The organism is Cognatishimia sp. F0-27, assembly GCF_020667845.1.
Taxonomy (GTDB): Bacteria; Pseudomonadota; Alphaproteobacteria; order Rhodobacterales; family Rhodobacteraceae; genus JAFMPQ01.
Map to the genome: position 1 here is coordinate 85767 of NZ_JAFMPQ010000009.1, position 23143 is coordinate 108909.

Annotated in this window: 22 protein-coding genes and 2 tRNA genes; 10 read left to right on the forward strand and 14 right to left on the reverse strand. The window is 65.3% G+C overall.

Annotation, left to right across the window (positions count from 1 at the left end; genetic code table 11):
* Positions 1-8: 8 nt before the first annotated feature.
* On the reverse strand, positions 9-311 hold the full coding sequence (locus J1C49_RS06995) for a DUF2849 domain-containing protein (protein ID WP_227445093.1): 303 nt from the start codon (positions 309-311) through the stop codon (positions 9-11).
* Positions 308-1741 carry a siroheme synthase CysG gene (gene cysG, locus J1C49_RS07000; protein WP_227445094.1) on the reverse strand — a complete coding sequence of 478 codons (1434 nt, stop codon included), beginning with the start codon at positions 1739-1741 and terminating at the stop codon, positions 308-310. Before cysG ends, J1C49_RS06995 begins: the two co-directional genes overlap by 4 nt.
* 151 nt (positions 1742-1892) lie before the next feature.
* Between cysG and J1C49_RS07005 the strand changes: the two genes are divergently transcribed.
* The gene (locus tag J1C49_RS07005) at positions 1893-2348 is read left to right on the forward strand and encodes an Lrp/AsnC family transcriptional regulator (RefSeq protein WP_227445095.1); all 456 of its coding nucleotides are present in this window, start codon (positions 1893-1895) and stop codon (positions 2346-2348) included.
* 235 nt (positions 2349-2583) lie between these two features.
* On the opposite strand, the gene J1C49_RS07010 is transcribed toward J1C49_RS07005, so the two are convergent.
* The 6 genes from J1C49_RS07010 to J1C49_RS07035 form a co-directional block, all read right to left on the reverse strand.
* On the reverse strand, positions 2584-3765 hold the full coding sequence (locus J1C49_RS07010) for a cytochrome P450 (RefSeq protein WP_227445096.1): 1182 nt from the start codon (positions 3763-3765) through the stop codon (positions 2584-2586).
* A 523-nt stretch (positions 3766-4288) separates the two neighbouring features.
* Positions 4289-5026, reverse strand: coding sequence for a triose-phosphate isomerase (tpiA, locus tag J1C49_RS07015; protein ID WP_227445097.1), 738 nt, complete (start codon positions 5024-5026; stop codon positions 4289-4291).
* Positions 5027-5370: 344 nt separating this feature from the next.
* Positions 5371-5694 (reverse strand): TfoX/Sxy family protein, encoded by a 324-nt coding sequence (locus J1C49_RS07020; RefSeq protein WP_227445098.1) that lies wholly within the window; start codon positions 5692-5694, stop codon positions 5371-5373.
* Between the two features lie 6 nt (positions 5695-5700).
* Positions 5701-6078, reverse strand: coding sequence for an iron-sulfur cluster assembly accessory protein (locus tag J1C49_RS07025; protein WP_227445099.1), 378 nt, complete (start codon positions 6076-6078; stop codon positions 5701-5703).
* Positions 6079-6101: 23 nt separating this feature from the next.
* Positions 6102-6647 (reverse strand): sugar O-acetyltransferase, encoded by a 546-nt coding sequence (locus J1C49_RS07030; RefSeq protein WP_227445131.1) that lies wholly within the window; start codon positions 6645-6647, stop codon positions 6102-6104.
* A gap of 113 nt (positions 6648-6760) precedes the next feature.
* Positions 6761-7123 carry an SUF system Fe-S cluster assembly protein gene (locus J1C49_RS07035; RefSeq protein ID WP_227445100.1) on the reverse strand — a complete coding sequence of 121 codons (363 nt, stop codon included), beginning with the start codon at positions 7121-7123 and terminating at the stop codon, positions 6761-6763.
* A 228-nt stretch (positions 7124-7351) separates the two neighbouring features.
* Here J1C49_RS07035 and J1C49_RS07040 point away from each other — a divergent pair, with 228 nt between their 5' ends.
* Positions 7352-8176 carry an isoprenylcysteine carboxylmethyltransferase family protein gene (locus J1C49_RS07040; protein WP_227445101.1) on the forward strand — a complete coding sequence of 275 codons (825 nt, stop codon included), beginning with the start codon at positions 7352-7354 and terminating at the stop codon, positions 8174-8176.
* The gene (gene ubiG / locus J1C49_RS07045) at positions 8169-8879 is read left to right on the forward strand and encodes a bifunctional 2-polyprenyl-6-hydroxyphenol methylase/3-demethylubiquinol 3-O-methyltransferase UbiG (protein ID WP_227445102.1); all 711 of its coding nucleotides are present in this window, start codon (positions 8169-8171) and stop codon (positions 8877-8879) included. The genes J1C49_RS07040 and ubiG overlap by 8 nt, the downstream gene beginning before the upstream one ends.
* 180 nt (positions 8880-9059) lie before the next feature.
* Here the strand turns inward: ubiG and rimK are convergent, their stop codons facing one another.
* Positions 9060-10451, reverse strand: a complete 1392-nt coding sequence (gene rimK / locus J1C49_RS07050) for a 30S ribosomal protein S6--L-glutamate ligase (protein WP_227445132.1) — start codon at positions 10449-10451, stop codon at positions 9060-9062.
* Positions 10452-10707: 256 nt separating this feature from the next.
* Here rimK and J1C49_RS07055 point away from each other — a divergent pair, with 256 nt between their 5' ends.
* Positions 10708-11646, forward strand: coding sequence for a pirin family protein (locus J1C49_RS07055; RefSeq protein ID WP_227445103.1), 939 nt, complete (start codon positions 10708-10710; stop codon positions 11644-11646).
* A gap of 347 nt (positions 11647-11993) precedes the next feature.
* Here the strand turns inward: J1C49_RS07055 and J1C49_RS07060 are convergent, their stop codons facing one another.
* Positions 11994-12755 (reverse strand): polysaccharide deacetylase family protein, encoded by a 762-nt coding sequence (locus J1C49_RS07060; RefSeq protein WP_227445104.1) that lies wholly within the window; start codon positions 12753-12755, stop codon positions 11994-11996.
* A gap of 383 nt (positions 12756-13138) precedes the next feature.
* Between J1C49_RS07060 and J1C49_RS07065 the strand changes: the two genes are divergently transcribed.
* A tRNA-Asp gene (locus J1C49_RS07065) sits at positions 13139-13215 on the forward strand.
* A gap of 35 nt (positions 13216-13250) precedes the next feature.
* Positions 13251-13327 (forward strand) — tRNA-Asp (locus tag J1C49_RS07070).
* Positions 13328-13769: 442 nt separating this feature from the next.
* Here the strand turns inward: J1C49_RS07070 and J1C49_RS07075 are convergent.
* On the reverse strand, positions 13770-14339 hold the full coding sequence (locus J1C49_RS07075) for a DUF882 domain-containing protein (RefSeq protein WP_227445105.1): 570 nt from the start codon (positions 14337-14339) through the stop codon (positions 13770-13772).
* Between the two features lie 410 nt (positions 14340-14749).
* Here J1C49_RS07075 and J1C49_RS07080 point away from each other — a divergent pair, with 410 nt between their 5' ends.
* Genes J1C49_RS07080 through J1C49_RS07095 form a run of 4 tightly spaced genes read left to right on the forward strand, consistent with a single transcriptional unit; the run spans position 14750 to position 18971 of the window.
* Positions 14750-16330 (forward strand): murein L,D-transpeptidase, encoded by a 1581-nt coding sequence (locus J1C49_RS07080; protein ID WP_227445106.1) that lies wholly within the window; start codon positions 14750-14752, stop codon positions 16328-16330.
* A gap of 36 nt (positions 16331-16366) precedes the next feature.
* The gene (lpxD, locus tag J1C49_RS07085) at positions 16367-17461 is read left to right on the forward strand and encodes a UDP-3-O-(3-hydroxymyristoyl)glucosamine N-acyltransferase (RefSeq protein WP_227445107.1); all 1095 of its coding nucleotides are present in this window, start codon (positions 16367-16369) and stop codon (positions 17459-17461) included.
* Between the two features lie 35 nt (positions 17462-17496).
* On the forward strand, positions 17497-17766 hold the full coding sequence (locus J1C49_RS07090) for an acyl carrier protein (RefSeq protein ID WP_227445108.1): 270 nt from the start codon (positions 17497-17499) through the stop codon (positions 17764-17766).
* Positions 17763-18971, forward strand: coding sequence for a beta-ketoacyl synthase (locus J1C49_RS07095; RefSeq protein ID WP_227445109.1), 1209 nt, complete (start codon positions 17763-17765; stop codon positions 18969-18971). The genes J1C49_RS07090 and J1C49_RS07095 overlap by 4 nt, the downstream gene beginning before the upstream one ends.
* Before the next feature lie 341 nt (positions 18972-19312).
* On the opposite strand, the gene eno is transcribed toward J1C49_RS07095, so the two are convergent.
* From eno to J1C49_RS07110, 3 genes are all read right to left on the reverse strand, one after another.
* The gene (eno, locus tag J1C49_RS07100; RefSeq protein WP_227445110.1) at positions 19313-20587 is read right to left on the reverse strand and encodes a phosphopyruvate hydratase; all 1275 of its coding nucleotides are present in this window, start codon (positions 20585-20587) and stop codon (positions 19313-19315) included.
* 232 nt (positions 20588-20819) lie between these two features.
* Positions 20820-21695 carry a DMT family transporter gene (locus J1C49_RS07105; RefSeq protein WP_227445111.1) on the reverse strand — a complete coding sequence of 292 codons (876 nt, stop codon included), beginning with the start codon at positions 21693-21695 and terminating at the stop codon, positions 20820-20822.
* A gap of 433 nt (positions 21696-22128) precedes the next feature.
* A complete protein-coding gene (locus J1C49_RS07110; protein ID WP_227445112.1) occupies positions 22129-23142 on the reverse strand; it encodes a glucokinase in 1014 nt (337 codons plus the stop codon).
* Between the last annotated feature and the right edge of the window lies 1 nt (position 23143).

Sequence of the window (23143 nt, forward strand, 5' to 3'; positions counted from 1 at the left end):
TCAATGGGTTAGCGCGTGTCGGCCTGTTTGCCATGCGCGTAATTGGAGGGTCCGCGCATGCGGAATGCCTCGCGGAAATGCGCGGGTTCGGGGCCGGCGGCACCGGGCTTCACATCGGCCAGATAGGCGCCCACGATCTCGTTCTGACGGGCCTGCGCGTCGAGAAGGCGCAGCTGTGCATGGGCCTCGTCATCGAGCACCTCCGCAGCAGCGAGATCCCGGGTCCATTGGTCATCTACGGTCAAATAGACCACATCCCCTTCGAGCAGCGCATTGCCGGTGACAACTTTGGGTGTGAAACGACGGGTCATTGGACGAGCTCCATGATGGGTTTGGGGGCAGGGGCGTGCGTGTCCTGTGGCAGAGCTGGCGCAGTGGTGCCGTGCAGGGCGGGGTGCGGGGCCAGCCCGAGCAACAGGACGGCGGGGCCGCTGAGACGGGCGGTGTCGAGACGCTGCGGCAGGTCCGCAAGCGTGCAGGCGAGCACGCGCTGATCGGCGCGCGAGGCGTTCTCGATCACGCTGACCGGGGTGTCCGGGGCGGCACCATGCATCAGCAGGCGGCCCTGGATGAAGCGTGCGGCGCGTTTGCCCATGTAGACCGCCGCAACCTCTCCGGGTTGTGCGAGACTGGCCCAATCGCGATCGGCAAAGCCCTTCATGTCGTGGCCCGTGACGAAGCGGGTCTCGTCATTGCGCCCGCGACTGGTCAGCGATTGCCCGACCGCGGCGGCGGCGGCAGAGGCGGCGGTGATGCCGGGCACCACGTGCCAGTCGATGCCGGCATCTGAGACGGCCTCGGTTTCTTCGTCGAGCCGCCCGAAGATGGTGGCATCGCCGCCCTTGAGCCGGACTACCTGCGCGCCGGCGCGGGCATGTTCGATGATCGTTGCGGTGATCTGCGCCTGTGGCATGGACGGGCCGAACCCTTCCTTGCCCGCATTGACCATGATGGCTTCGCGCCGGGCTAATTCGAGCACGCCTTTGCCGACGAGCCGGTCGTAGATCACCACATCGGCCTCGTCGAGCGCGCGGCGGGCCTTCAGCGTCAGCAGTTCGGGATCGCCGGGACCCGCGCCGACGAAGGCCACATGGCCTTTGCGCGATTGGCGATCAAGATGTTCGGCCAGAAGGCCGTCGAGCGCGCCCTCGACCGTGCTGTCGGGGGCGTCGGCCATGCGGGGGCCGGTCCGGAAGTAATAGTCGCGCCAGAAATCGCGGCGCGCGCGGCCCATGGGCAGGGCCTCTGCCATCTTGCGGAAGGCTTTCCCGATCCGCGCCAGACGGCCCAGCGTGGCAGGCAGGCGCGCTTCGAGATCGGCCTTGATCGCGCGCGCGAGCACCGGGGCTGCGCCTTCGGTTCCAATGGCGACGGTGACCGGATCGCGATCCACGATGGCGGGGGTGATGAACTGGGACTGCGCGAGATTGTCGACGATGTTGGTCAGCGCGCCATCGGCCCGCGCCAGCGCCGTGGTCCGCGCGTCCTGCGCGGCATCCTCGTCGGCTGCGTAAAACAGCACCGCACAAAGCGCGTCGCCCGGTTGCATGGCGCGGCGATGCAGGGTCAGCTTGCCCGCCTCGGCCAGAGCGGCGAGATCGGGATGGGGATCCGCCGCGAAGACGGTGACACGGGCTTCGGTCTTGAGCAGCAGCCGAAGCTTTGCCAGGGCGGCTTCACCACCGCCGGAGACGACGACACGGCGACCCGCAAGGGCGACAAAGATGGGAAAATGCTGCATCGGGCGGCTCCGTGGGTCGTGGAAGTGATGGGTTAGATATAGAATTTTGTTCTGTTGTCTGGCTAGTATCAGCGGCGAATAAGGAATATTGTTCTGATTGAGCCCAATCGGGAAACCAGCGTTTGCGATCCCTCAGGAAAGAGGAACAGAAATGAAGATCGACGAGACAGACCGGAAAATCCTTTCCCAGCTGCAAAGCGATGCCTCACAATCCCTTGATGAGATTGCGAAATCCGTGGGCAGTTCGAAGACCCCCGTGTGGAACCGGATTCGCAAGATGCGCGAAGCCGGCATCATCGGGGCGCAAACCGTGAGCCTGGATGCGGAGGCGCTGGGGTTCGAGGCGTGTTTCTTCGTGCTGATCCGGACGTCGGAGCACGAGGCGGCGTGGCAGCGCCGGTTCTTGACGGCTCTCAAGGAGCGGCCGGAGGTGCAGGAAGCGCATCGGCTGGCAGGGGATATCGACTATATCCTGAAGGTGCGGGTGCGCAATGCCCGTGCCTATGATGCGTTCTATCAGGCGTTGATTTCCGAGGTGAAGGTGCACACCGTCACCGCGCTTCTGTCGATGGAAGAGATCAAGTCGACCAACGCGCTGCCGCTCTGAGGCGGCGCGGCGGAGGGAGCAGATCCGCGAGGCAAAACCCCGATGCACAACCGATGCACACTCCATGCACATCGCATGCGCATGCTGTGCGCAGCGTGCCGGGGGCGCTGCCCCCGGACCCCCGGGATATTTGAGGCCCAAAGAAGCAGGGGCGCGCTGTGGCGGCTGCGGGCGTTGGGGCGGTCCGGATGGCTGGCTGATCGGACCGCTCGGGTGGCGCGCGTCGGGGGCCGGGTCAGCGGGTCACCATGAGGGCGTCCAGCCCGTGGAAGTGATAGAGGTCGGCGTAACGCGGCGGCGCCGCGAGCCGCAGATCGGGGCAGCGTGCGAACAGAACCGGCAGCGCGGCGCTGAGCTCGAGCCGCGCCAGCGGCGCTCCGACGCAGAAATGCAGCCCGCCGCCAAAGGCAATATGCGCGGGCCTCAGAGGGCGGGTTACATCGAACCGGTCCGGATCGGGCCAGACCGACGCATCGCGCCCGGCGGATCCGAGCAGCAGCGCCACCTGATCGCCGCGTTTGAAGACATGCCCGGCGATCTCGGCCTCCTCATAGGCATAGCGCGTGAACATGTGCAGCGGCGGGTCGATGCGGAGGATTTCCTCGACACTCGCTTCGGCATTGGCGGGCGTGACGGTGTGCGATGCGTCGAGCAGTCGCGCAATGCCGTTGCCCATGCTGTGCACGGTGGCCTCGTGCCCGGCATTGAGCAGCAGGATGCAGGTGGTGATGAGCTCATCCGCGCTGAGCCGGTCGCCCGCATCCCGCGCGGCGATGAGATGGGAGATCAGGTCGTCGCGCGGGTCGGTTTCGCGTTTGGCGATGTAGTCGCGCAGAAAGTCGGAAAACGCGGTTGCGGCCCGGGCGGCGGCCTCTTCGATGGCGCGGTCGCGGCGGGCCTGATACATCGCGACCATGTCCGCGGACCACGCCAGAAGCTGGTCGCCCATGCTTTCGGGCACGCCAAGCAGACGGCAGATCACGATGACCGGGATGGGGCGGCAGAACGCGTCGAGCAGATCAAACGGGGTGCCTGGCGCGGGAAAGCGGTCGATCCGATCATGGGCGAGGGCGGTGATTTCGGGGCCGAGCGCCTTGATCCGGCGGCTGGTGAAGGCGCGCAGCACAAGGCCGCGCAACCGGGTGTGTCGCGGGGGTTCCAGCTCCAGCATGGAATGAGCCTCGACCGCGTAAAAAGGCGCGAGGTGCGCGGCGGGCGCTGTGACCTGCTCGGGCGGGATCTCGCGCCCGAACCGGCGGTCGCGCAGCAGGCTGTGCACAGTGTCGTGGCGCGTGGCACAGACCATCGCGTAGTCCTCCCACCAGACAAGCGGTCCGGCTTCCCGCATCGCGGCGTAGACCGGGTAGGGGTTCTGCACGAAGGTGGGGTCGGTGGGAGATTGGGAGAAACGCTGCATCGTGAGCGCAGAGTGGCCGGGCTTGATCGGGCGCGCAAGGGGGCTGGCTTCGGGAGGGGCGCAGAAAAGCGGGCGCATCGGCGCCGCAACCGGGCGCGGCAGGATGAGACGGGGGCTGGTGCTGTGCAGCCTGGCCGGTGGCGCGGGTGTGGGTCGGTGGTGTCGAGGTGGGCCAGTGGCGCGGGGCGCGGTGGCGCGGGGACGGGCGGTGCGCCAAAGGAGCGTTTCCGCGCCCGTTGAAACAGGCCGTGCGGCGGTGAAGCAGGCCGCGCAGCGGTGCCTGCCCGATGGTGGCTGTGCGTCTTCTGGCGGATAGGCGGCGAGGGGCGGGCAGGGCGCGTGAGGCGGCGTTTTCGGTCACGTGCCCTGTCGGCTTGGTCGGTGAAGCCCGTGCCGAAGGGGTCGGTGCTCAAAGGATCGCCGTTGGGCTCTGCGCGGCGAGCGGACCCGCACCACGCCTTGCGCCGCAGAGGTGGCGCAGGATGCGCGGGTTTTGCGGCCGGTGCCGACCGGGTTGCGTGGATCAGCTGGCGTTGAGCGCGTCGATGATCGGACCGAAATCCGCGGCCTTGAGCGATGCGCCGCCCACCAGCGCGCCGTCGACATTGGAGGTGGCAAAGATCTCATCCGCGTTGCTGGCCTTGACCGAGCCGCCATAGAGCAGCCGCATCCCATCGCCCTCCGCGCCGAACCGACCCACGAGCCGGGCACGCAGATCGTCATGCACCTCGGCGATCTGCTCCGTGGTGGGCACCTTGCCGGTGCCAATGGCCCAGACCGGTTCATAGGCGATCACGGTGTTGGCCGCGCTTGCGCCATCGGGTACGGAGCCAGAGAGCTGCGTGCCAACCACGTCGAGCGTGCGGCCCGCCTCGCGGTCATCGAGGGTTTCGCCGACACAGATCACCGCAACGAGACCGGCTTCCCAGGCGGCAATCGCCTTCGTGGCGACGGTGTAATCGTCCTCGCCATGATCGGCGCGGCGTTCGGAATGTCCAAGGATGACATGCGATGCCCCGGCATCGGCAAGCATGGACGCGGCGATATCGCCGGTATGCGCGCCGCTTTGCGCGGCATGACAGTCCTGCCCGCCGATGGCGATGCCCGATACGCGGGAGGCGGCGGCGGCGATCAGCGTTGCGGGCGGGCAGATCAGCACCTCGGCGGCGCTGGCGCTCTGATCGCCAAGCGCGTCAAGCTCGGCCAATGCGGCGGAGAGCCCGTTCATCTTCCAGTTTCCGGCGGCAAGTTTGCGGCGCATATGCTGTTCCTTCGTTGTTTGGCCCATCATCGCCAGACGGGGCGCAAGGTCAACCGGACCCGCGGGGTCAAGCCGCCGCGCATCGGGTCAGGACCCGTTGATGTGCAACGCGAGCGGTGCCGGGTTTTGTTCCGGACAAAGCGCATACCCGCGGGACCCGTTTTCTATTGGGGCGGCCTGTAGCGCAGGATGGGCAATATCCTGCAGACCGGTCTGGGCGCGGCGAAAGCCAGGCTGGCAGCCGCGTGGTGCCTTGGCAAAGGGATCCAGCATTATCCGCGACATCCCGGCGACGGAGCACAGGCCGTTTTCCGTGCCGCGTGCTTGCTCAAGACGGCCGGTCCCTAGAGATGGGCGAACGCCTCGCGCGCCAAAGCCACGGCGGCATCGGGGTCGTCGAGGCAGTCGTCTGGCAGGGTCCAGTAGGGCATCACCCCGGCCTTGCCGGTCTTGCGTGTGTAGACCCACCGCGTGCCGCCGCGCGCTTCGAGCGTTGCGCCGAAGCCGTCGCCGCCCTTGATCAGGATCTGCCCGTCGGATCGCAGGATGGCGAAGATCGTATCGCGGTGATAGAGGCACAGCCCGCCCATCATGCGGCGGGTGCGAAGCTCTCCCAGAGGGGCGAAGAGTTCGAGCGTCGCGTCGATATCGGATTGCGCGACGCCCATGGCGGGTCAGCCGTTGCGTTCGGCTTCGAGCTCGGCAACATCCTTGAACTTGATCGACTCACCGCATCCACAGGCATCGGTGACGTTGGGATTGCGGAACTTGAAGCCGCTTTCCAGCAGGGAGGTTTCGTAGTCGATTTCCGTGCCGAAGAGGAACATCTGGGCCATGGGCGCAATCAGGATGCGGGCGCCGTCCTGCTCGACGACCTCATCGCTGGGCTCTGCAGCATCCACATAGTCCATGGTGTATTCCATGCCTGCGCAGCCGCCCTTCTTGATGCCGATCTTGAGGCCGTGGCGGCCATCACGCTCCATGAGCCTGGTGATCTGGCGGACTGCCGCCGGGGTCATGGTCACGGCCTGTTTGCCTGGAATGCCGAACATCGGGGATCTCCTTTGTCCTGAAGTTAGGGTGCCGTCGGTGATTTCGCAAGCGGGCGCGCGGGATTGCCACCCACGGTCGTGCCGGGTGCGACATCGCGCGTCACCACCGCACCGGCGCCGATCACCGCGTCGTCGCCGACGGTGACGCCGGGCAGGATGATCGCACCGCCGCCAATCCAGACATTGCGCCCGATATGCACCGGCTGGCCAAATTCGAGCCCGGCATCGCGGCCAGCGGGGTCGCGCGGGTGGTCGGCGGTGAGGATCTGCACATAGGGGCCGATCTGGGTCTTGTCGCCGATCGAGATCGGGCAGACATCGAGCAGCACGCATCCATAATTGCAGAACACCTCTGCGCCGAGGGTGATGTTGCTACCGTAATCCACGTAGAGTGGCGTGCGCAGCGCGCAATCCGGGCCCGCGCTTCCGATCAGTTCGGACAGGATCGCGTCGCGGGTCTCCGTGTCGCCATAGACGGTGGCATTGTAGTCGCGCATCAGGCTCTGGGCGCGGCGGCGCGCGGCCACCAGATCCGGGTCGCCGGGACGGTAGAACGCCCCGGAGATCATCTTCTCGTATTCGGAGCGGTCCGGCGGTGCGGGATTGGCCGATGTGGTCCCGGCGCCGGGGGCGTCCGGCTCCACGCGCTCTGCGTCGTCGGGACGACGCGGGCGGCTCTGGCTCACATGAAACCCAGTTCGAGCCGCGCCTCGTCAGACATCATGTCCATGCCCCAGGGCGGATCCCAGGTGATCTCCACATCGACCTGTTTGACGCCGGGGATCGGCTCGATGGCTTCCGCCAGCCAGCCGGGCATCTCGCCGGCCACCGGGCAGCCCGGCGCTGTTAGGGTCATGATCACGCGCACCTCTGCGGCGTCGTTGATCTCGATGGTGTAGACGAGCCCAAGATCGTAGATGTTTACAGGAATTTCAGGGTCGTAGACGCTGCGGCATGCCTCGACGATCTGGTCGTAAAGCGGATGCTCCGTGCTCGAGGGGGCGATCAGCGGGGCGCCTTCGAGCGGGGGGCTGGCATCGTTCATGGGCGGGTCCCTTTCAGGCGAATGTGTCAGGTCGGGACCGACGGCGTATCACGGCCGTCGGATAGTCGACAAAAGATATAGGAAAAAGCCGGGGCAGGGTAAAGGGCCACGAGGGGGGTGGATTGGTGCGCGGGGCACTCTAGCTCGACGGTGCGGGCGCGATGCGGCCGCGTGGAGCGGGCTTTGCGGGCCGCGTCGGAACGAGCAGGGTCAGAAAGGGGCGCAGGCATGGCGACACCGCCAGAGGATCATTTCGAACGGCTGGGCCGGTTGCTTGGTGGCGCGTTGCGCCCGGCGGCGGGGCGGGCGCGGATGGGCGCGGCGCTGCTGGTCGGTCTTGTGACCCATGCGGTGTTTGGCGTGGCGGTGATCGCGATGATCTGGGCCATGTTCTACGGCATGAGCCAGAGCTTCGGCACCGTGCCACCCCCTTGGGCGTGGTTCGCGAACGCGCTGCTGGTGCTGCAATTCCCTCTGCTGCACACGCTATTGCTCAACGGGCGGGGCGCAAGGCTCGTGGCGCGGGTGGTGCCGGGGCCGTGGGGGCCGGTGCTGGCCACGTCGAGCTTTGCGGTGATCGCCAGTCTGCAACTCGCCGCGCTGTTCTTGCTGTGGACACCCTCTGGCGTGGTCTGGTGGCGCGCGGAAGGCGCGGTGTTCTGGTTGCTCTGCGCGGCATACGCGGCGGCGTGGCTGTTGCTCATCAAGGCGAGCTGGGATGCGGGCGCGGAAGTGCAGTCGGGCGCGCTGGGATGGTTGACGATGCTGTCGGGACGGCGGCGGCCCGAATACCCGCCGATGCCGCGCCGGGGGCTGTTCCGGGTGATCCGGCAGCCGATCTATCTCAGCTTTGCGTTGACGCTCTGGACGGTGCCGATCTGGACGCCGGACCAGCTGGTTCTGGCGCTTGTGCTGACCGCCTATTGCCTTGCCGCACCGGTGCTCAAGGAACGCCGCTTCGCCCGGCGTTATGGCAGCGATTGGCACAGATACAAGGCGCACACGCCCTATATGGTGCCGGGCGCGGGACAAAAGGATGTGGTGGATGGCTGACAGAACACGCAATGACCTTGCGATCTACGACAAGGTGGCGGCGCAATGGTGGTCCGACGAGATCCGCTGGGTGCGGACGCTGAAGAACCTCGTGCCGGGGCGGTTCCGGCACTTCGACAAGCAGATCAATTGGAGCGGCAAGCGGGTGCTCGATCTGGGCTGCGCGGGTGGCTTCATGGCCGAGGCGCTGGCGGCGCGCGGCGCGCAGGTGACCGGGATCGACCCGGCGGCTGAGGCGCTGGAGGCGGCGCGGGCGCATGCCGCCTCTGAAGGGCTGGACATCCGCTATGACAAAGGTGTGGGCGAGGCCTTGCCTTATGAGGATGGGGTGTTTGACGCGGTGGTTTGCGTCGATGTGCTCGAACATGTGGCCGATCTCGACCAGACGTTGGCGGAGGTGGCGCGGGTTCTCAAGCCGGGGGGGCGGTTTTTCTATGACACGATCAACCGCAACGCGCTGGCGTCCTTTGTGGCGGTGACCATGGCGGAGGACGTGGTGGGCATCCTGCCCAAGGGCACGCATGATCCGGCGATGTTCATAAAGCCGCGCGATCTGCGCGATGCCATGGCGCGCGTGGGCCTAGCGGAAGAGACGCTTACCGGGCTGGGGCCGCGCGGGATCACCCGGCGTGGCGACCTGACCTTCGGGCCGGTGCCGGTGACGTGGATCCAGTATATGGGCACGGCGAAAAAGGCGGCATAGGCCGGAACTGTGCCTGACGCGCGGGCCAGCCGGGGGCGCTGCCCCCGGACCCCCGGGATATTTGGAGCCCAAAGAAACGTGGGCGTGGGCACGGTGGGGCTGGCGGCACCTTGTGGGGCTGGCAGCACCTTGGGGCGCGCGGGGCGCAGAGGGCGCGCGCGGCGGCGGGGTGCGAGCGGGTTACTCCGAGCCTTTGTCGAGCAGTTTGCGCGAGCGTGTGGGCATCGGGCGGACCTGGGTTTCGATGGCCTCAAACACCTTGCCTGCGATGTTCTTTTTTGTTGCGGTTTCAATGCCTTCAAGGCCGGGGCTCGAGTTGACCTCAAGCACTTTCGGACCCGATTCCGAGCGCAGCAGATCGACGCCTGCAAGGCTCAGCTTGAAGGCCTTGGCGGCGCGCACGGCGACGTCGCGCTCTTCCTTGGAGATGCGCACAACCTTGGCTGATCCGCCGCGATGCAGGTTGGAGCGGAAATCGCCCTCCGCGCCGGTGCGCTTCATCGCCGCCACAACCTTGCCGCCGACAACAAGGCAGCGGATGTCTTCACCGGCGGCTTCCTTGACAAAATCCTGCACGAGGAAATTGGCCTTGAGACCGCGGAACGCGTCGATCACCGATTGCGCGGCTTTTTTGGTCTCGGCCAGCACAACGCCCTTTCCTTGCGTCGATTCGAGCAGTTTGACGATCAGCGGCGCGGTGCCGACGAGGCGCATCAGGCTGTCAGTGTCCTTGGGCGAGGCCGCAAAGGCGGTGTTGGGCATGCCGATCTTGTGGCGCGCCATCAGCTGGTGCGCGTAGAGCTTGTCGCGGCTCGACGAGATGCCGTCGGAGCCGTTCAGGCAGAAGGTGCCGATGGTTTCGAACTGGCGGATGACGGCGGTGCCGTAGCTGGTGATCGAGGCGCCGATGCGCGGGATCACGGCGTCGTAGCGGGGCAGGCGCTTGCCGTCGTAATGCACTTCCGGAGAGAGCGCGTTGATCGCCATGTAGCAGCGCGTGGTGTCGATCACCTCGACCGTGTGGCCGCGCGCCTCGCCTTCCTCGACAAGGCGGCGGGTGGAGTAATTGTCCTCGCGGCTGAGCACGGCGATGCGCAGGCTGCGGTTGGGCGCGGCGGAGCGGACCCGGGAGCTTGTATAGACGTCGTAGCTCAGCTTGGGTTGCTGGAAGCGCTCGGTGGCGACGATGGTGATGTGGTCCTTCAGCGCCTCGCGGCCCAGCAGCATGCGCGAGGCCATGGACGAGCGGTCGGTCAGCGTCATCTCGATGCGCCAGCTCTCCTCGCCGACGCGGATCGAGGAGGCGATCACGTAGCGCTGTTCGCTCTCGCCATTCGACGAGGTCACGGTGCGCCTATCGATGATCCGCGCCGAACAGGGGATGATCAGATCGTCGCGCCCGGGCACGGGGTGCACGGTAAAGCGCACCTTGGGTGCGGAGGCCGGCCCGAAGGTTTCGATGTCGGAGGCATGCAGGGCGGAGGTGCGCGCGCCGGTATCGACCTTGGCGCGCAGCGCCGGCAGGCCGAGATCGGGCAGGGAGATCCACTCCTCCCAGCCAAATTCCAGCATCGCGGGCGTGTCCTCCGTGGCGGACGGGCCCTCGTCGGTGAGGGGCGGTTCGTCCCGCTTGGGTTCGTTTTCGTCTGACATCGTGTCGCTCCCGTTGTTGACCCAAGGGGTATCAAGCGTGTCGCTCCGGCACAACAGATCATGGGACCGCTGTAATCTGTGCGTTATCGCACATGATTTATCATATATTGAGGGTTTCTGTGAGCGTGCGCATGGGTATGTTGGGGCAACACCGTATTTTTGGGAGGCCAAGAGCATGAGTTGGAACCCGGCACTTGATCCGCATTGTCCTACGGGGGACGAGGTGGATGCCATTGACACCGTGATCGTCCCGCGCGCCCGTGATCTTGGCGCGCTGGAGGTCCGCCGGGCCTTGCCCGCGCCGAAGCGCCAGATGGTCGGGCCGTTCATCTTCTTCGACCAGATGGGGCCTGCGGAGTTTCTGCCCACACGGGGGCTTGATGTGCGGCCGCATCCCCATATCGGGCTGGCGACGATCAGCTATCTTTACCGTGGGCGGATGCACCATCGCGACAGCCTTGGCACGGATCAATGGATCGAGCCGGGGGCCGTGAACTGGATGGTGGCGGGGCATGGCATCACGCATTCCGAGCGCACGGATGACGTGACGCAGACCGATCCGATGCCTTTTTTCGGAATCCAGACCTGGGTGGCGCTGCCGAAGGATCACGAGGACCGTCCGGCGGAGTTCATCCATGCGGGGGCAGGGGAGCTGCCGGTGATCGAGGGCGAGGGCAAAGAATTACGGTTGATTCTCGGGAACGCATACGGCGCGCGCGCGCCGGTGGAGACCGCGTCGGAGATGTTCTATGCCGATGTGGTGTTGCAGGCCGGCGCGGCGATCCCGCTGCCTGACAACCACGAGGACCGCGGCGTTTATGTGGTCGAAGGGTCCGTTGTGGTGGCCGGAGACCGGTTTGACGCGGGGCAGATGATGGTGTTCCGGCCCGGCGACAAGGTGTCTCTCAAGGCCGGGGCGCAGGGCGCACGATTGATGCTGCTCGGTGGCGAGACGCTGGAAGGACCGCGTTACATCTGGTGGAACTTCGTCGCGTCGTCGAAGGAGCGTATCGAGGAGGCCAAGGAGGCCTGGCGCCGGGAAGACTGGACCCATGGTCGGTTCACCCTGCCTGCGGGGGATGACAAGGAATTTATCCCGCTGCCCGAGCGTTGACCCGGCCTGTGCCAAGCGGATGCGGGGAGCCGGGAGCGAGCCTCGGCGGGTGACCTGGTTCGTCGGGGCGCGCGGGGCGGAGAGCGCTATGCGCGCCTTCCCGTGTCGTCCGGACGTGGCGAGACTCGCGCGGGGCCAGCCCGCGCGGGGTGAGCGTGTGGCACGCCGGGTTGGGTGTGGCGAGACTCGCGCGAGGCCAGCTCGCGCGGGGTGAGCGTGTGGCACGCCGGTTTGGGTGTGGCGAGACTCGGGCGGGGCCACCCCTCGCGGGGTGAGCATTCGGCCTGCGGGACCGGATTCGGTGGAGCCCGCGCCTTGCTGGAGACAGGCGAAGCCGGGAGTGCCGGTCAGCCCGCGGACACGCGGCGGAACCGCCGGGACTGCCAGAGCGGCCATCCCATCATCTGGCTCATGGTGCCGAATTTCAGCCCGCGCGCGGCCAGCCCGTCCAGCGTTCGGGGCATGGCGTTGACCGTGCCTGACTGGATGTCGTGGCTGAGGATGATGGCGCCCGGGCGCGACCCTTTCAGGATCCGGCTTGCCACCACCGAGGCGCCCGGTCTGCGCCAATCCTGTGGATCGACGGACCACAGGATTGTCGGCAGGTTCCGCTGTTCATAGAGCATAAGGCGCTGGCGGCGGCTGAAGGCGCCGTAAGGCGGGCGGAAGGTCACGGGTGGGCGGCCGGTGACCCGGAAGATCGCATCGCTGGTGCGGTCAATCTCCTGAATGACCCGAGACTCGGATTGGCGTGAAAGATCCGGGTGCGACCAGCTGTGGTTGCCGATTTCGTGACCTTCATCGGCGATACGGCGCACGATATCGGGCCATTTCACCACGCGATTGCCAATCAGGTAGAAGGTCGCGCGCATGTTGCGTGCTCTCAGCATGTCGAGCAGGATCGGCGTCAGCTTGGGGTGCGGGCCATCGTCGAATGTCATGGCGACCACGGGAGAGCGCGTGCGGATCGCGGTGACGGTGGCGGCATCGCGTTGGGCGACATCGGATGGCAGGGCGATCCGCGGCGCGGCATGCGCCTGGTCGGGGCGTGTGAGCACGATGGCAGCCGTGCTCGCGGAAAGAAAACTCCGCCGGGTGAGGGCAGTCATACAGGCAGTATCCTTGAAACCAAGGCCGGAAATGGCAAGCAAACATGAGCAGACCGACACATAAAATCCGGCATCTGGTTGTGAAGCAAGCATTTTCTGGCTCGGTGTTGCGCATGGGTCTGTCCGCGTGGCGCGGTGGCCATGCGTGGCTTGCAGCGTGGCCTCGGGCGCAGTGCCGCCAAACGCGCTTTGTGGGGTGGTATGCCGAGGGTCGCAACCGGGGTGTGATCCGGCGGCAAACCGGGGCGATCGGGCGGTGTGTTTCGGGTCGGGGCGGCGAAGTTGAAATTTCCCTGCTTTTGGCGTGGGAAAGCGCTTGACGGGGATAAGGTCGCGCCATAAACACCCCACACGCCGAGGCCGACTGGTCCCGACGGCAGTGAGCGGTTGTAGCTCAGTTGGTTAGAGTACCGGCCTGTCACGCCGGGGGTCGCGGGTTCGAGCCCCGTCAACCGCGCCACCACTGCCTTGGGACGATCGGACCGGATGAAAAGCGCGGTTGTAGCTCAGTTGGTTAGAGTACCGGCCTGTCACGCCGGGGGTCGCGGGTTCGAGCCCCGTCAACCGCGCCACTTTTCTTCTTTCATGATTGATCGATGAAGTGCGTTAGGCAGGTGTTGCCTGTGGCCGTCTTGATCGTGGAGGCCGTGGGTCTTGGGGCTTCGGGCCATGGCCAAGCTTGATCCTTGCCTCGTGGAAAACCGTTTGCGCACCAAGCGGTTTCCGGCTGTGCCTTACATCTGGATGGTTTTGACGGTGGCAACGGAGCCGCGGCTGTGGAGCAGCGTCCGGAGAGACGCGCGGCCCCTTGATTGTTGATACCAACCCATGTCCCGCGCAATGACAGGCTGCACAGCGCAACAAAAAAGGCGCGTTGCGAAACGCGCCTTATGCTCGGTCATGGGACGTGACCGGGCTTGGGTTCAAAGGGGGCCATCCACCGCGGCACCGCTCTTCTGTCCGTCGTAAAACGGGCAGGGTGCGGCGGTGATGCGGGGCAGGGCCGTGCCGTTTCTAGCGACCCCAACTGCGCACCGGGCCGCAGTCCATATGGACAAAATTGCTCTTGGAATAGCGGCCCACGCCGCCCGCTTTGCAGGCAGACGCGGCGCGCGCGATCTGGCTTACGGAGCGCGACGACAACCGCAGATCGGCGGCTTCACCGCGCAGATGGCGCGAATTCTTGGCCACGCCGCTGGAGCGGGCGCGCAACATCGCGTTGGTCTTCGGGCTGCGATAGCCGGAAATCAGGAGATAGGGTTCGGTCGCATCGAGCAGGTTGTGCGCGGCGGCCATGAGGTCGACGGTGCGCAGATCGATGGATTTGACATCGTTGGTGCGCCAGTCGCGCATGAAGAAGTTCACCTCTTTCACCGCTTCGGCAATATACTGCCCCTCGACCCAGTAGATCATGTCGATCCGCTCGCCGGTCCGGCCCGATTGCATGCGGATGCGGCGAATGTCGCCACCACCACGCAGGAAGCCGGCCGCGTTGGAATAGGTTGGAGCTGCTACGATTGCTGTTGCGGCGAATGCACCGAGAAGGCCACGCCGCGTAATGCTGCCTGAATTCATGTCTGCCATGTCTGAAGCGCCTGTCCCGTGGTCGCTGTTACCTGTTTCACGCATCGTTGTGCGCGCCTGCCATCTTCCCCAGATGCCATATCTACATTGCACAATTTGAGATTTTCTTAAAGCGTCGTTTTGGAGAAATTGTCACGATCAAGAGTCGATGCGCGGGTTCTCGCCGAATTGGAAAAGCTGTGGCGAAAAAGCCGCTTTTCCGGTCAAATCCGAAATTGCAACCCGATCGCGGCCGTTCTGGCGGTTTTGTGAATGGACAGAGCGGTTTGCGATCCTTCAGAACGGTTGTAGAATTCGATGACTTGATTGCGAGGAAGATTATGATGCGCCGCTTGGTTCAACCGTCTCTTTCCAGAGGTTCTGCATCCGTTCTGCGGTCGCTCGTGGCTGCGGGGTGCACGGCGCTGCTCATGTCGTCCTGGACGGCGACGCCGGTTGCCGCGCAGAACGCGGACCCGGACTTCTCATTCGCGTTCAGCACCTTCAAGCAGACCATCGCGGAATCGATCGGCGTGGACGAAACCCTTGCCGCGTTTTACCGCGCACGGGATTTCGAGCCGGTCTGGACGGGCCCGGACGATATCCATCGCGCCCGCCGTGCGGCCTTGCTGGAAGCGATCCGCATGGCTGACGACCACGGTCTTCCGGTCACGCGGTATGATGCGGCCGGGCTGATGGCGCAGATGCGCGGCGCACGCAGTGGCCGCGCGCGTGCGGAGGCGGAAATGGCGCTGACGCAGGCCTATCTGCGGTTTGCGCATGACCTGCAGTCCGGTATCCTCGATCCCGGCAAGATAGACAGTGACATCAAGCGCGTTTTGCCGCGGCGCGATGCGCAGACGCTGCTCACGACGCTGATCTCTGGCGATCCGCAGGCCGCGATGCGGGCGCTGATCCCGTCCAGCCCGGAATATTCGCGGCTCATGCGCGCCAAGCTGATGCTGGAACACCGGATCGCGCATGGCGGGTGGGGCCCCGCCGTGCCGGAACGCAAGCTGGAGCCGGGGCAGGCGGGCAACGCCGTTGTCGCGCTGCGCAACCGGCTGACGGCGATGGGCTATCTGCGACCCCATCTTGGCGCCACCTACGATGCGCGCATGACAGAAGCGGTGCGCAGTTTCCAGGCGGACCATGGGTTGGAGCAGGACGGAGTCGCGGGAGCGTCCACGATCCGGGAGATCAACGTCGCGCCCGAGGAACGGCTCAAATCGGTGATCGTGGCGATGGAGCGGGAGCGCTGGATCAACCTGCCCGACGGGCTCGGCGAACGCCACATCAAGGTGAACCTGACCGATTTCCATGCCGAGATCATTGACGACAACAAGCTGACCTTCCAGACGCGCTCCGTGATCGGGCATCAGGATTACGACCGCCGCACGCCGGAGTTTTCCGACGAGATGACCCATATGGTCATCAACCCCTACTGGTTCGTGCCGCGTTCGATCATCGTCGGGGAATACCTGCCGAAGCTGCGGGCCAATCCGGGTGCGGTGGGGCATCTGCAACTCATCGACAGCCGTGGGCGCGTCGTGGGACGGGGCCAGAGCTTTGCCGGATACTCCGCACGCAGCTTCCCGTATTCGATGCGCCAGCCTCCGGGGCCGCGCAATGCGCTCGGCACGGTGAAGTTCATGTTCCCGAACAAATACAACATTTACCTGCACGACACGCCGGCCAAGAGCCTGTTCTCGCGCGAGGTGCGCACCTACAGCCATGGCTGCGTCCGGCTCAATGACCCGCATGACTTTGCCTATGCCTTGCTCGCCAAGCAGCAGGACGATCCCGAGGGCTATTTCAACCGCATCCTGCGGTCGGGTCAGAACACGCGCGTCAACCTCGATACCCCGATCCCGGTGCATCTGATTTATCGGACCGCCTTCACACGCGCGAAGGGCCAGGTGAATTTCCGGCGCGACATGTATGGCAGAGATGCCAAGATCTGGAACGCTCTGGCGAATACCGGGGTGGCCCTGCGCACGGGACAAGGCTAAGTCTGTCCCGGCGAAAGCCTGAAGCCGGGAGAGTTCATGTCGCATACGATTGGTGAGATTGCGCGCGCGCTTGGTCTGCCCGTTCAGGGGCAGGCCGATTTGCCCATAGTGCGGGTGGCCGAACCGGCCATGGCCGGACCGGAAGACATCGCGCTGGCGATGCGCCCGAAATACGCCGAAGCGCTGGCCAGCGGACAGGCTCGGGCGGCGATGCTCTGGGAGGGGGCCGATTGGCAGAGCTACGGCCTTGCGGCGGCGATCCTTGCCCCGCGTCCGCGCTTCACCATGGCCGCCCTGACGGAGATGATGGATCCCGGCCAGGGCTACGGCACCGGCGCGATCCACCCCTCCGCCGTGATTGACGAGAGCGCGGAGATTGGCGCCGGGGTCTCCATCGGGCCGCTCTGCGTCATCGGTCCGGGCGCGCAGATCGGCGCGCACAGCGTGGTGGGGCCGCAATGCCATATCGGCTTGGAGGCGCGGATCGGGTGCAACGCATTGCTGCACAGCGGTGTGCGGATCGGCGCCCGCGTGCGGATCGGGGAGCGGGTGATTGCGCATCCCGGTGCCACGATCGGCGCAGACGGGTTTTCCTTTGTCACGGCCGAGCCGTCCGGCGTCGAGCGTGCGCGGGCGACGCTTGGCGGGGCGGGCACCGACGCGGCACAGCCATGGTCGCGGATCCATTCGTTGGGCGGCGTGGATATCGGCGACGACGTGGAGATCGGCGCCAACAGCTGCATCGACCGCGGCACCGTGCGCGACACGGTGATCGGTGCCGGCTGCAAGTTCGACAACCTCGTGCAGATCGGACACAATGTTCAGATCGGCCGTGATTGCCTGATCTGTGCGCAGGTGGGGGTTGCGGGATCGACCGTGATTGGAAACAACGTGGTGCTTGGCGGACAGTCGGGCGTCTCCGACAACCTGATCGTCGGTGATCGCGCGATCCTTGGCGGGGCGACGGTGGTGCTGTCGAACGTGCCCGAGGGGCGGGTCATGCTAGGCTATCCGGCGGTCAAGATGGAAACGCATATCGAGACCTACAAGGGTCTGCGTCGTCTGCCGCGGCTTTTCCGTGACGTCGGCGACCTCAAGAAAGCGGTTTCAAAGCTCACGGGGAATGACTAAATCACCGGCAAATCCGAAGACAGGAGGCCGGAGCGATGAATACGCAGGACGTCAAGCAGACCGTCATCGGGATCATTGCCGATCAGGCGATGCTTGAGCCGGGCGATATCGCCATGGACAGCACACCGGAGTCGCTTGGCATCGACAGCATGGGGCTGGTGGAAGCGATCTTTGCAATCGAGGAGGCCTTCGATATTTCCGTGCCGTTCAATGCCAACGAGCCGCAGGGCTCGGAGTTCGATATTTCGACGGTGGCGCATATCGTGACCGGGGTCGAAGCCCTGATCGCCGAGCAGCGCGCATGACGCGCGTCGTCATCACCGGGGCGGGCACGATCAACGCCTTGGGCCATGACGTTCCGACGACGCTGGCGGCGATGCGCGAAGGGCGCTGTGGCATTTCCGAGCTTGAGTTCCGCGATGTGGAGCGGCTGGCGATCCGGATTGGCGGGCAGGTCAAGGGATACGACGCAGAAGCGGTGTTCAACCGCCAGCAATTGTCACTCTATGACCGGTTCACGCAGTTCACGCTGATCGCCGCGCGCCAGGCGATGGCGCAGGCGGGGCTGCAGTTCTCCGGGGCCCTGGCGGATCGCTCGGGGGTGGTTCTTGGCACCTCTGGCGGCGGGTTGACGACACAGGACGAAAATTACAGGGCGGTTTATGAAGAGGGCAAGAACAGGGTGCATCCCTTTGTTGTGCCCAAGCTCATGAACAACGCGGCGGCCAGCCATGTCTCGATGGAATTCAACCTGCGCGGACCCAGCTTTACCGTCGCCACGGCCTGCGCGTCATCGAACCATGCGATGGGTCAGGCGTTCCAGATGGTGCGGTCTGGGCTCTGCACCGCCATGATCACCGGTGGATCGGAATCCATGCTCTGTTTTGGCGGCGTAAAGGCATGGGAGGGGCTGCGCGTGATGTCCAAGGATGCCTGCCGACCGTTTTCTGCGACGCGCAACGGCATGGTGCAGGGCGAGGGGGCTGGCGTGTTTGTTTTTGAAGACTACGAGCATGCACGCGCCCGCGGGGCCGAGATCCTTTGTGAGGTGATCGGGTTTGCCATGTCGTCGGATGCTGCCGATATCGTTATGCCATCCAAGCAGGGTGCGGCCCGCGCGATCCTGGGGGCCCTCCAGGATGGGGGTATCGCGCCCTCGCGCGTGGGCTATATCAATGCGCACGGGACCGGAACCGCAGCCAATGACAAAACCGAATGTGCCGCCGTCGCGGATGTGTTCGGACCGCATGCGGATCACCTGATGATGTCTTCCACGAAATCCATGCATGGACATCTGATCGGGGGCACCGGCGCGGTGGAGCTTCTGGCGTGTATCATGGCGCTTCGGGACGGTGTGATTGCGCCGACCATCGGTTATGAAGAGCCTGACCCCGAATGCGCGCTTGATGTGGTGCCAAACGAAGCCCGCGATGCAGAGGTGGAGGTCGCGTTGTCCAATGCGTTTGCGTTTGGTGGACTGAACGCGGTTCTGGCCTTGGGGCAGGTGTAGCAGGGGGCGCTGCCCCCTCGGCCTTTGGCCTCACCCCCGGGATATTTCTGGCCCAAAGAAACACAGGCCGGTTTTGCTCGGCCCACGAGACCGAAAAGAAAAGACCCGCATCGCCAAAGCGATACGGGCCGGAAGCGCTTGGCTTCTTCGGGCGCGGTCATCGGCGTCCCCGCCTGTTCCGCACGCCCATTGTGGTGCATTAAGGTTAACGCAGAGTTATCGCCTCAGCTCATATCGCGTTACCACCAAGGACTGGCGGGTGTGCTTCTTTGGGCTCAAAATATCCCGGGGGAGGCGCGGCTTGCCGCGACGGGGGCAGCGCCCCCAATCCGTCCTGACAGTCAGCGCAGGATCGACCGGCCGGCATATTGCGCTGTCTCTCCCAACATCTCCTCAATCCGGATCAGTTGGTTGTATTTTGCCAACCGGTCCGATCGTGCCAGCGAACCGGTTTTGATCTGGCCACAATTGGTGGCGACAGCAAGATCGGCGATGGTCGCATCTTCGGTCTCGCCAGACCGGTGCGACATGACATTGGTCATGCGTGCCCGGTGAGCCATATCGACGGCCTTGAGCGTTTCGGTGAGTGACCCGATCTGGTTGACCTTGACGAGCATGGAGTTTGCGCACCCTTTCTCGATCCCCATGGCGAGCCGTGCAGGATTGGTCACGAAGAGGTCGTCACCCACCAGTTGAACCTTGTCGCCGAGTCGTTCGGTCAGAAGTTTCCAACCATCCCAGTCGTCCTCGTCACAGCCGTCCTCGATGGAGATGATCGGATAGTCTGCACAAAGCGCCGCGAGGTAGTCGACGTTTTCCGCAGAACTGAGCGAGGCGCCTTCACCCTTCATCTCGTATTTGCCGTCCTTGAAATATTCGGTCGCGGCGCAGTCGAGCGCGAGGCAGATGTCGTCGCCGGGCGTGTAGCCGGCTTTTTCGATGCTCTTGAGAATGAAGTCGAGCGCATCCCGTGTCGAGCCAAGCTCGGGTGCGAAGCCACCCTCGTCGCCGAGGCCCGTGGACATGCCAGCGGAGGACAGTTCTTTCTTCAGGGTGTGAAAGACTTCCGAGCCCATGCGGACCGCTTCGCGGATATTCGCTGCCGCGACCGGCATGATCATGAATTCCTGAATATCGATCGGGTTGTCCGCATGTTCGCCCCCATTGATGATGTTCATCATGGGAACAGGCAAAACACGCGCAGAGGTGCCACCAACATAGCGGAACAGCGGTTGGCCCGTGAAGTCGGCCGCCGCTTTCGCCGTGGCGAGAGAGACACCAAGGATGGCGTTGGCGCCAAGCCGACCCTTGTTGTCGGTCCCGTCGAGTTCGATCATGCTCATGTCGAGCCCGACCTGGTCGAGCGCATCCGCGCCCAGCAGGGCTTCTGCAATCTCGCCGTTGACGGCGGCCACGGCGTCGAGCACGCCCTTGCCCATGTAACGGGTCTTGTCGCCATCCCGGCGTTCCACGGCTTCATAGGCGCCGGTAGAGGCGCCAGACGGCACGGCGGCGCGGCCCATGGTGCCGTCTTCGAGCGTTACGTCCACTTCGACCGTTGGATTGCCGCGGCTGTCGAGGATTTCGCGGGCGTGGATGTCGATGATGGTGCTCATGTATCTGGTCCCTTCATGTCGGATTGTTCCGTGTTGGCTGCTCAATAGCGAGGGTGGTCGGATAAGTAAACTGTGACTGGTAGCGCTAACGAGTGTTTCTATCATGCATCTTGGACAGATCGTGCCGCCGCAGGTTTTACGAAGGAGCGCATGCGCCTGTCTTGGCCCCTGGGCTGCGGGGATCAGCGGTCCGGCCTTGCGCCGTTATGCGCGTCCCGCACATGCCCGGCGCCTATCCGCGCGCAGAGGCCCGGGCGATCTGGGCCTCGCGGGCAAAGACATACAGCCCCGATCCGAGGATGAGGCCCGCTCCGAGGATTGTCCACAGATCGAGGTTCTCGCCAAACACCGCTATGCCGAGGCCCGTGTTGAAAACGAGCCGCGAATAGCGAAACGGTGCAACGCTGGAAGCCGGAGCCATGCGCATGGCCGCCGTGACGGAAAGGTAGCCGATGGGCGTCAGCACGATGGCCCCGAGGATGGGCCAGAGTGCGGCGGCGTGCGTAACCATTGGCGTGCCGGAGATCAGCAGCATGAAGCCTCCGGGGATTGCGATGGACAACACGCCCCAGAGCGACAGGAAGAGCGAGGGCACGGTGGCGGGGGCAAGCCGGGTGACCACGTCGCGCGCGGCAAGACCGGTCACGCCCATGACCGCGAAGAGCTCCCATCCGGTAAAGCTGGCGCCGAACGGCCGGATCACCATGAGCATCCCGATCAGCCCGGCGATCACGGCGGCCCAGCGGCGCGGACCGACCTTTTCGCGCAACACCACAGCCGCGCCCAGCGTCACGATGAGCGGAGCGCTTTGCAGGATGGCGGCCATGATCGAAAGCGGGATCATGGCCAGACCGATGACCATGCCGATCGCCCCGACCACTTCGAGCGCGTTGCGCAGCATCACCATGGGATGCCAGAGTTCCGGGCGGTAGATGGCTGCGCCGCGCAGACGCGAGACCGCGACGAAGATGAGCCAGCCCCCCACGCCGAGCATGAGCAGGATCTGTCCAAGGGGCATATGCCGGCTTGCGAGTTTGACGAACATGTCGCCGACCGCCAGCACGGCCATGGCAAAGACCATCAGGCCGATGGCGCGCAGCGTCTGCATCAGAGCCTCCCGCGTTGGCGCGCCTGCACGGCTAGGTGGCCGGGGTCACAGGGAGCCGGGAAATGCCGAGGCGGCCCGGTGTCCGGGCCGAAGAGGGCACGGGAGTCCGGGCGGGGGGATGCGCGATGGTTTGCACCGCATCTGGCCGGGTTTGGGGAGGCCGCAAGACCGACCGGGCCGCAATGGCTATCGCGACGGCCACAGATCCTGCCGCGCCGCGGCGCTGGCAGGCACACAGGGGGATGAACCCGTTGCCCATGCGTCTCGGGGCTGCGGTGCATGGTTTTGCCGCTTGGGGAGCCGAGAAACATGGGGCCGCGAGGCCAGCCGCCGCGCTGGACCGCCCCGTGGTCCATGCCAAACTTGGCCCACCCGGCCGGTTTGGTGAGCGCGTTGCGCCAGCCCGCGCCAAGCGCCTCGCGCAGCGGGTCGCTCACGCGTCTTGCGCTGTTTCCAGCTCCGCCAGATGGGCCGCGCAGCCCGACAACGCAGCGTAATCATCCGTCACGAGGCTGACCGCAAATTGCTCCATGAACGGGCCGAAGCGTCCCTTGTCGCGAAACGCTTCGGCAAAGCCCTGCGCGCAGAGCATGGGGCCGAAATGCCGCGCGACGCCGCCGCAGAAATAGATCCCGCCGAAGGGCAGGGCAATCAGCGCCAGATTGCCGGCATAGCGGCCCAGCAGGCGCACGAAAAGCGCGACGGCGCGCGCGGCCTGTGGATCGCCCGCGTGAAAGGCCTGCATCAGGGCATCCGGTGCGAGCGGCGTGCCAGACCCGTCTTCGAGACAGATCCAGGCGTGCAGATTGGCAAAACCGCGCCCGGACAGCACCTCTTCGACACCGGGTGTGCCATGTTTGCGGGCCAGCCAGGCGAGCAATCGCAATTCTTCTTCGGATTGCACGGGCAGGGACACATGGCCCGCCTCTGCCGGCGGCACCAGCGTCCGGTCGCCAAGCCTGTAAACGAGCGCGGCGTTCAGCCCGGTGCCCACGCCGATGACCAGCTTGGCCGCATGGGCGCCGCCCTGGGTGCCGCCGTGCGTGCCGGGCAGGATCTCTTCGAAACTGTCAGCGGATGCAAAGGGCAGGGCGTGTCCTTGTGCCTGCAAATCGTTGAGGATGGCCACGGTCGCAGCACCGGTAGCCGCGCCGATGCTGTCGCGCGACATCTCCCAGTCAAGGTTGGTCAACCGTCCCACCCCGTCGCGCACGGGTCCGGCGATGGCCACGCAGGCGGCTTCGGGCCGGGCATCGACCTCATCGAGATAGCGCGACAGAACCGCTTCGAGCGAGGCATTGTCCGCATTGCGGTAGCGCTTGATCGAGCCGGGCTCGACCGCGGTGCCGCGGCTCAGGGCGACGCGCGTGTTGGTGCCGCCCACATCGGCCACCACGGCAAGGCTGCGTTCCGCGAGGGGCCGGGCACGGGTGGTCTCTTGGGACATG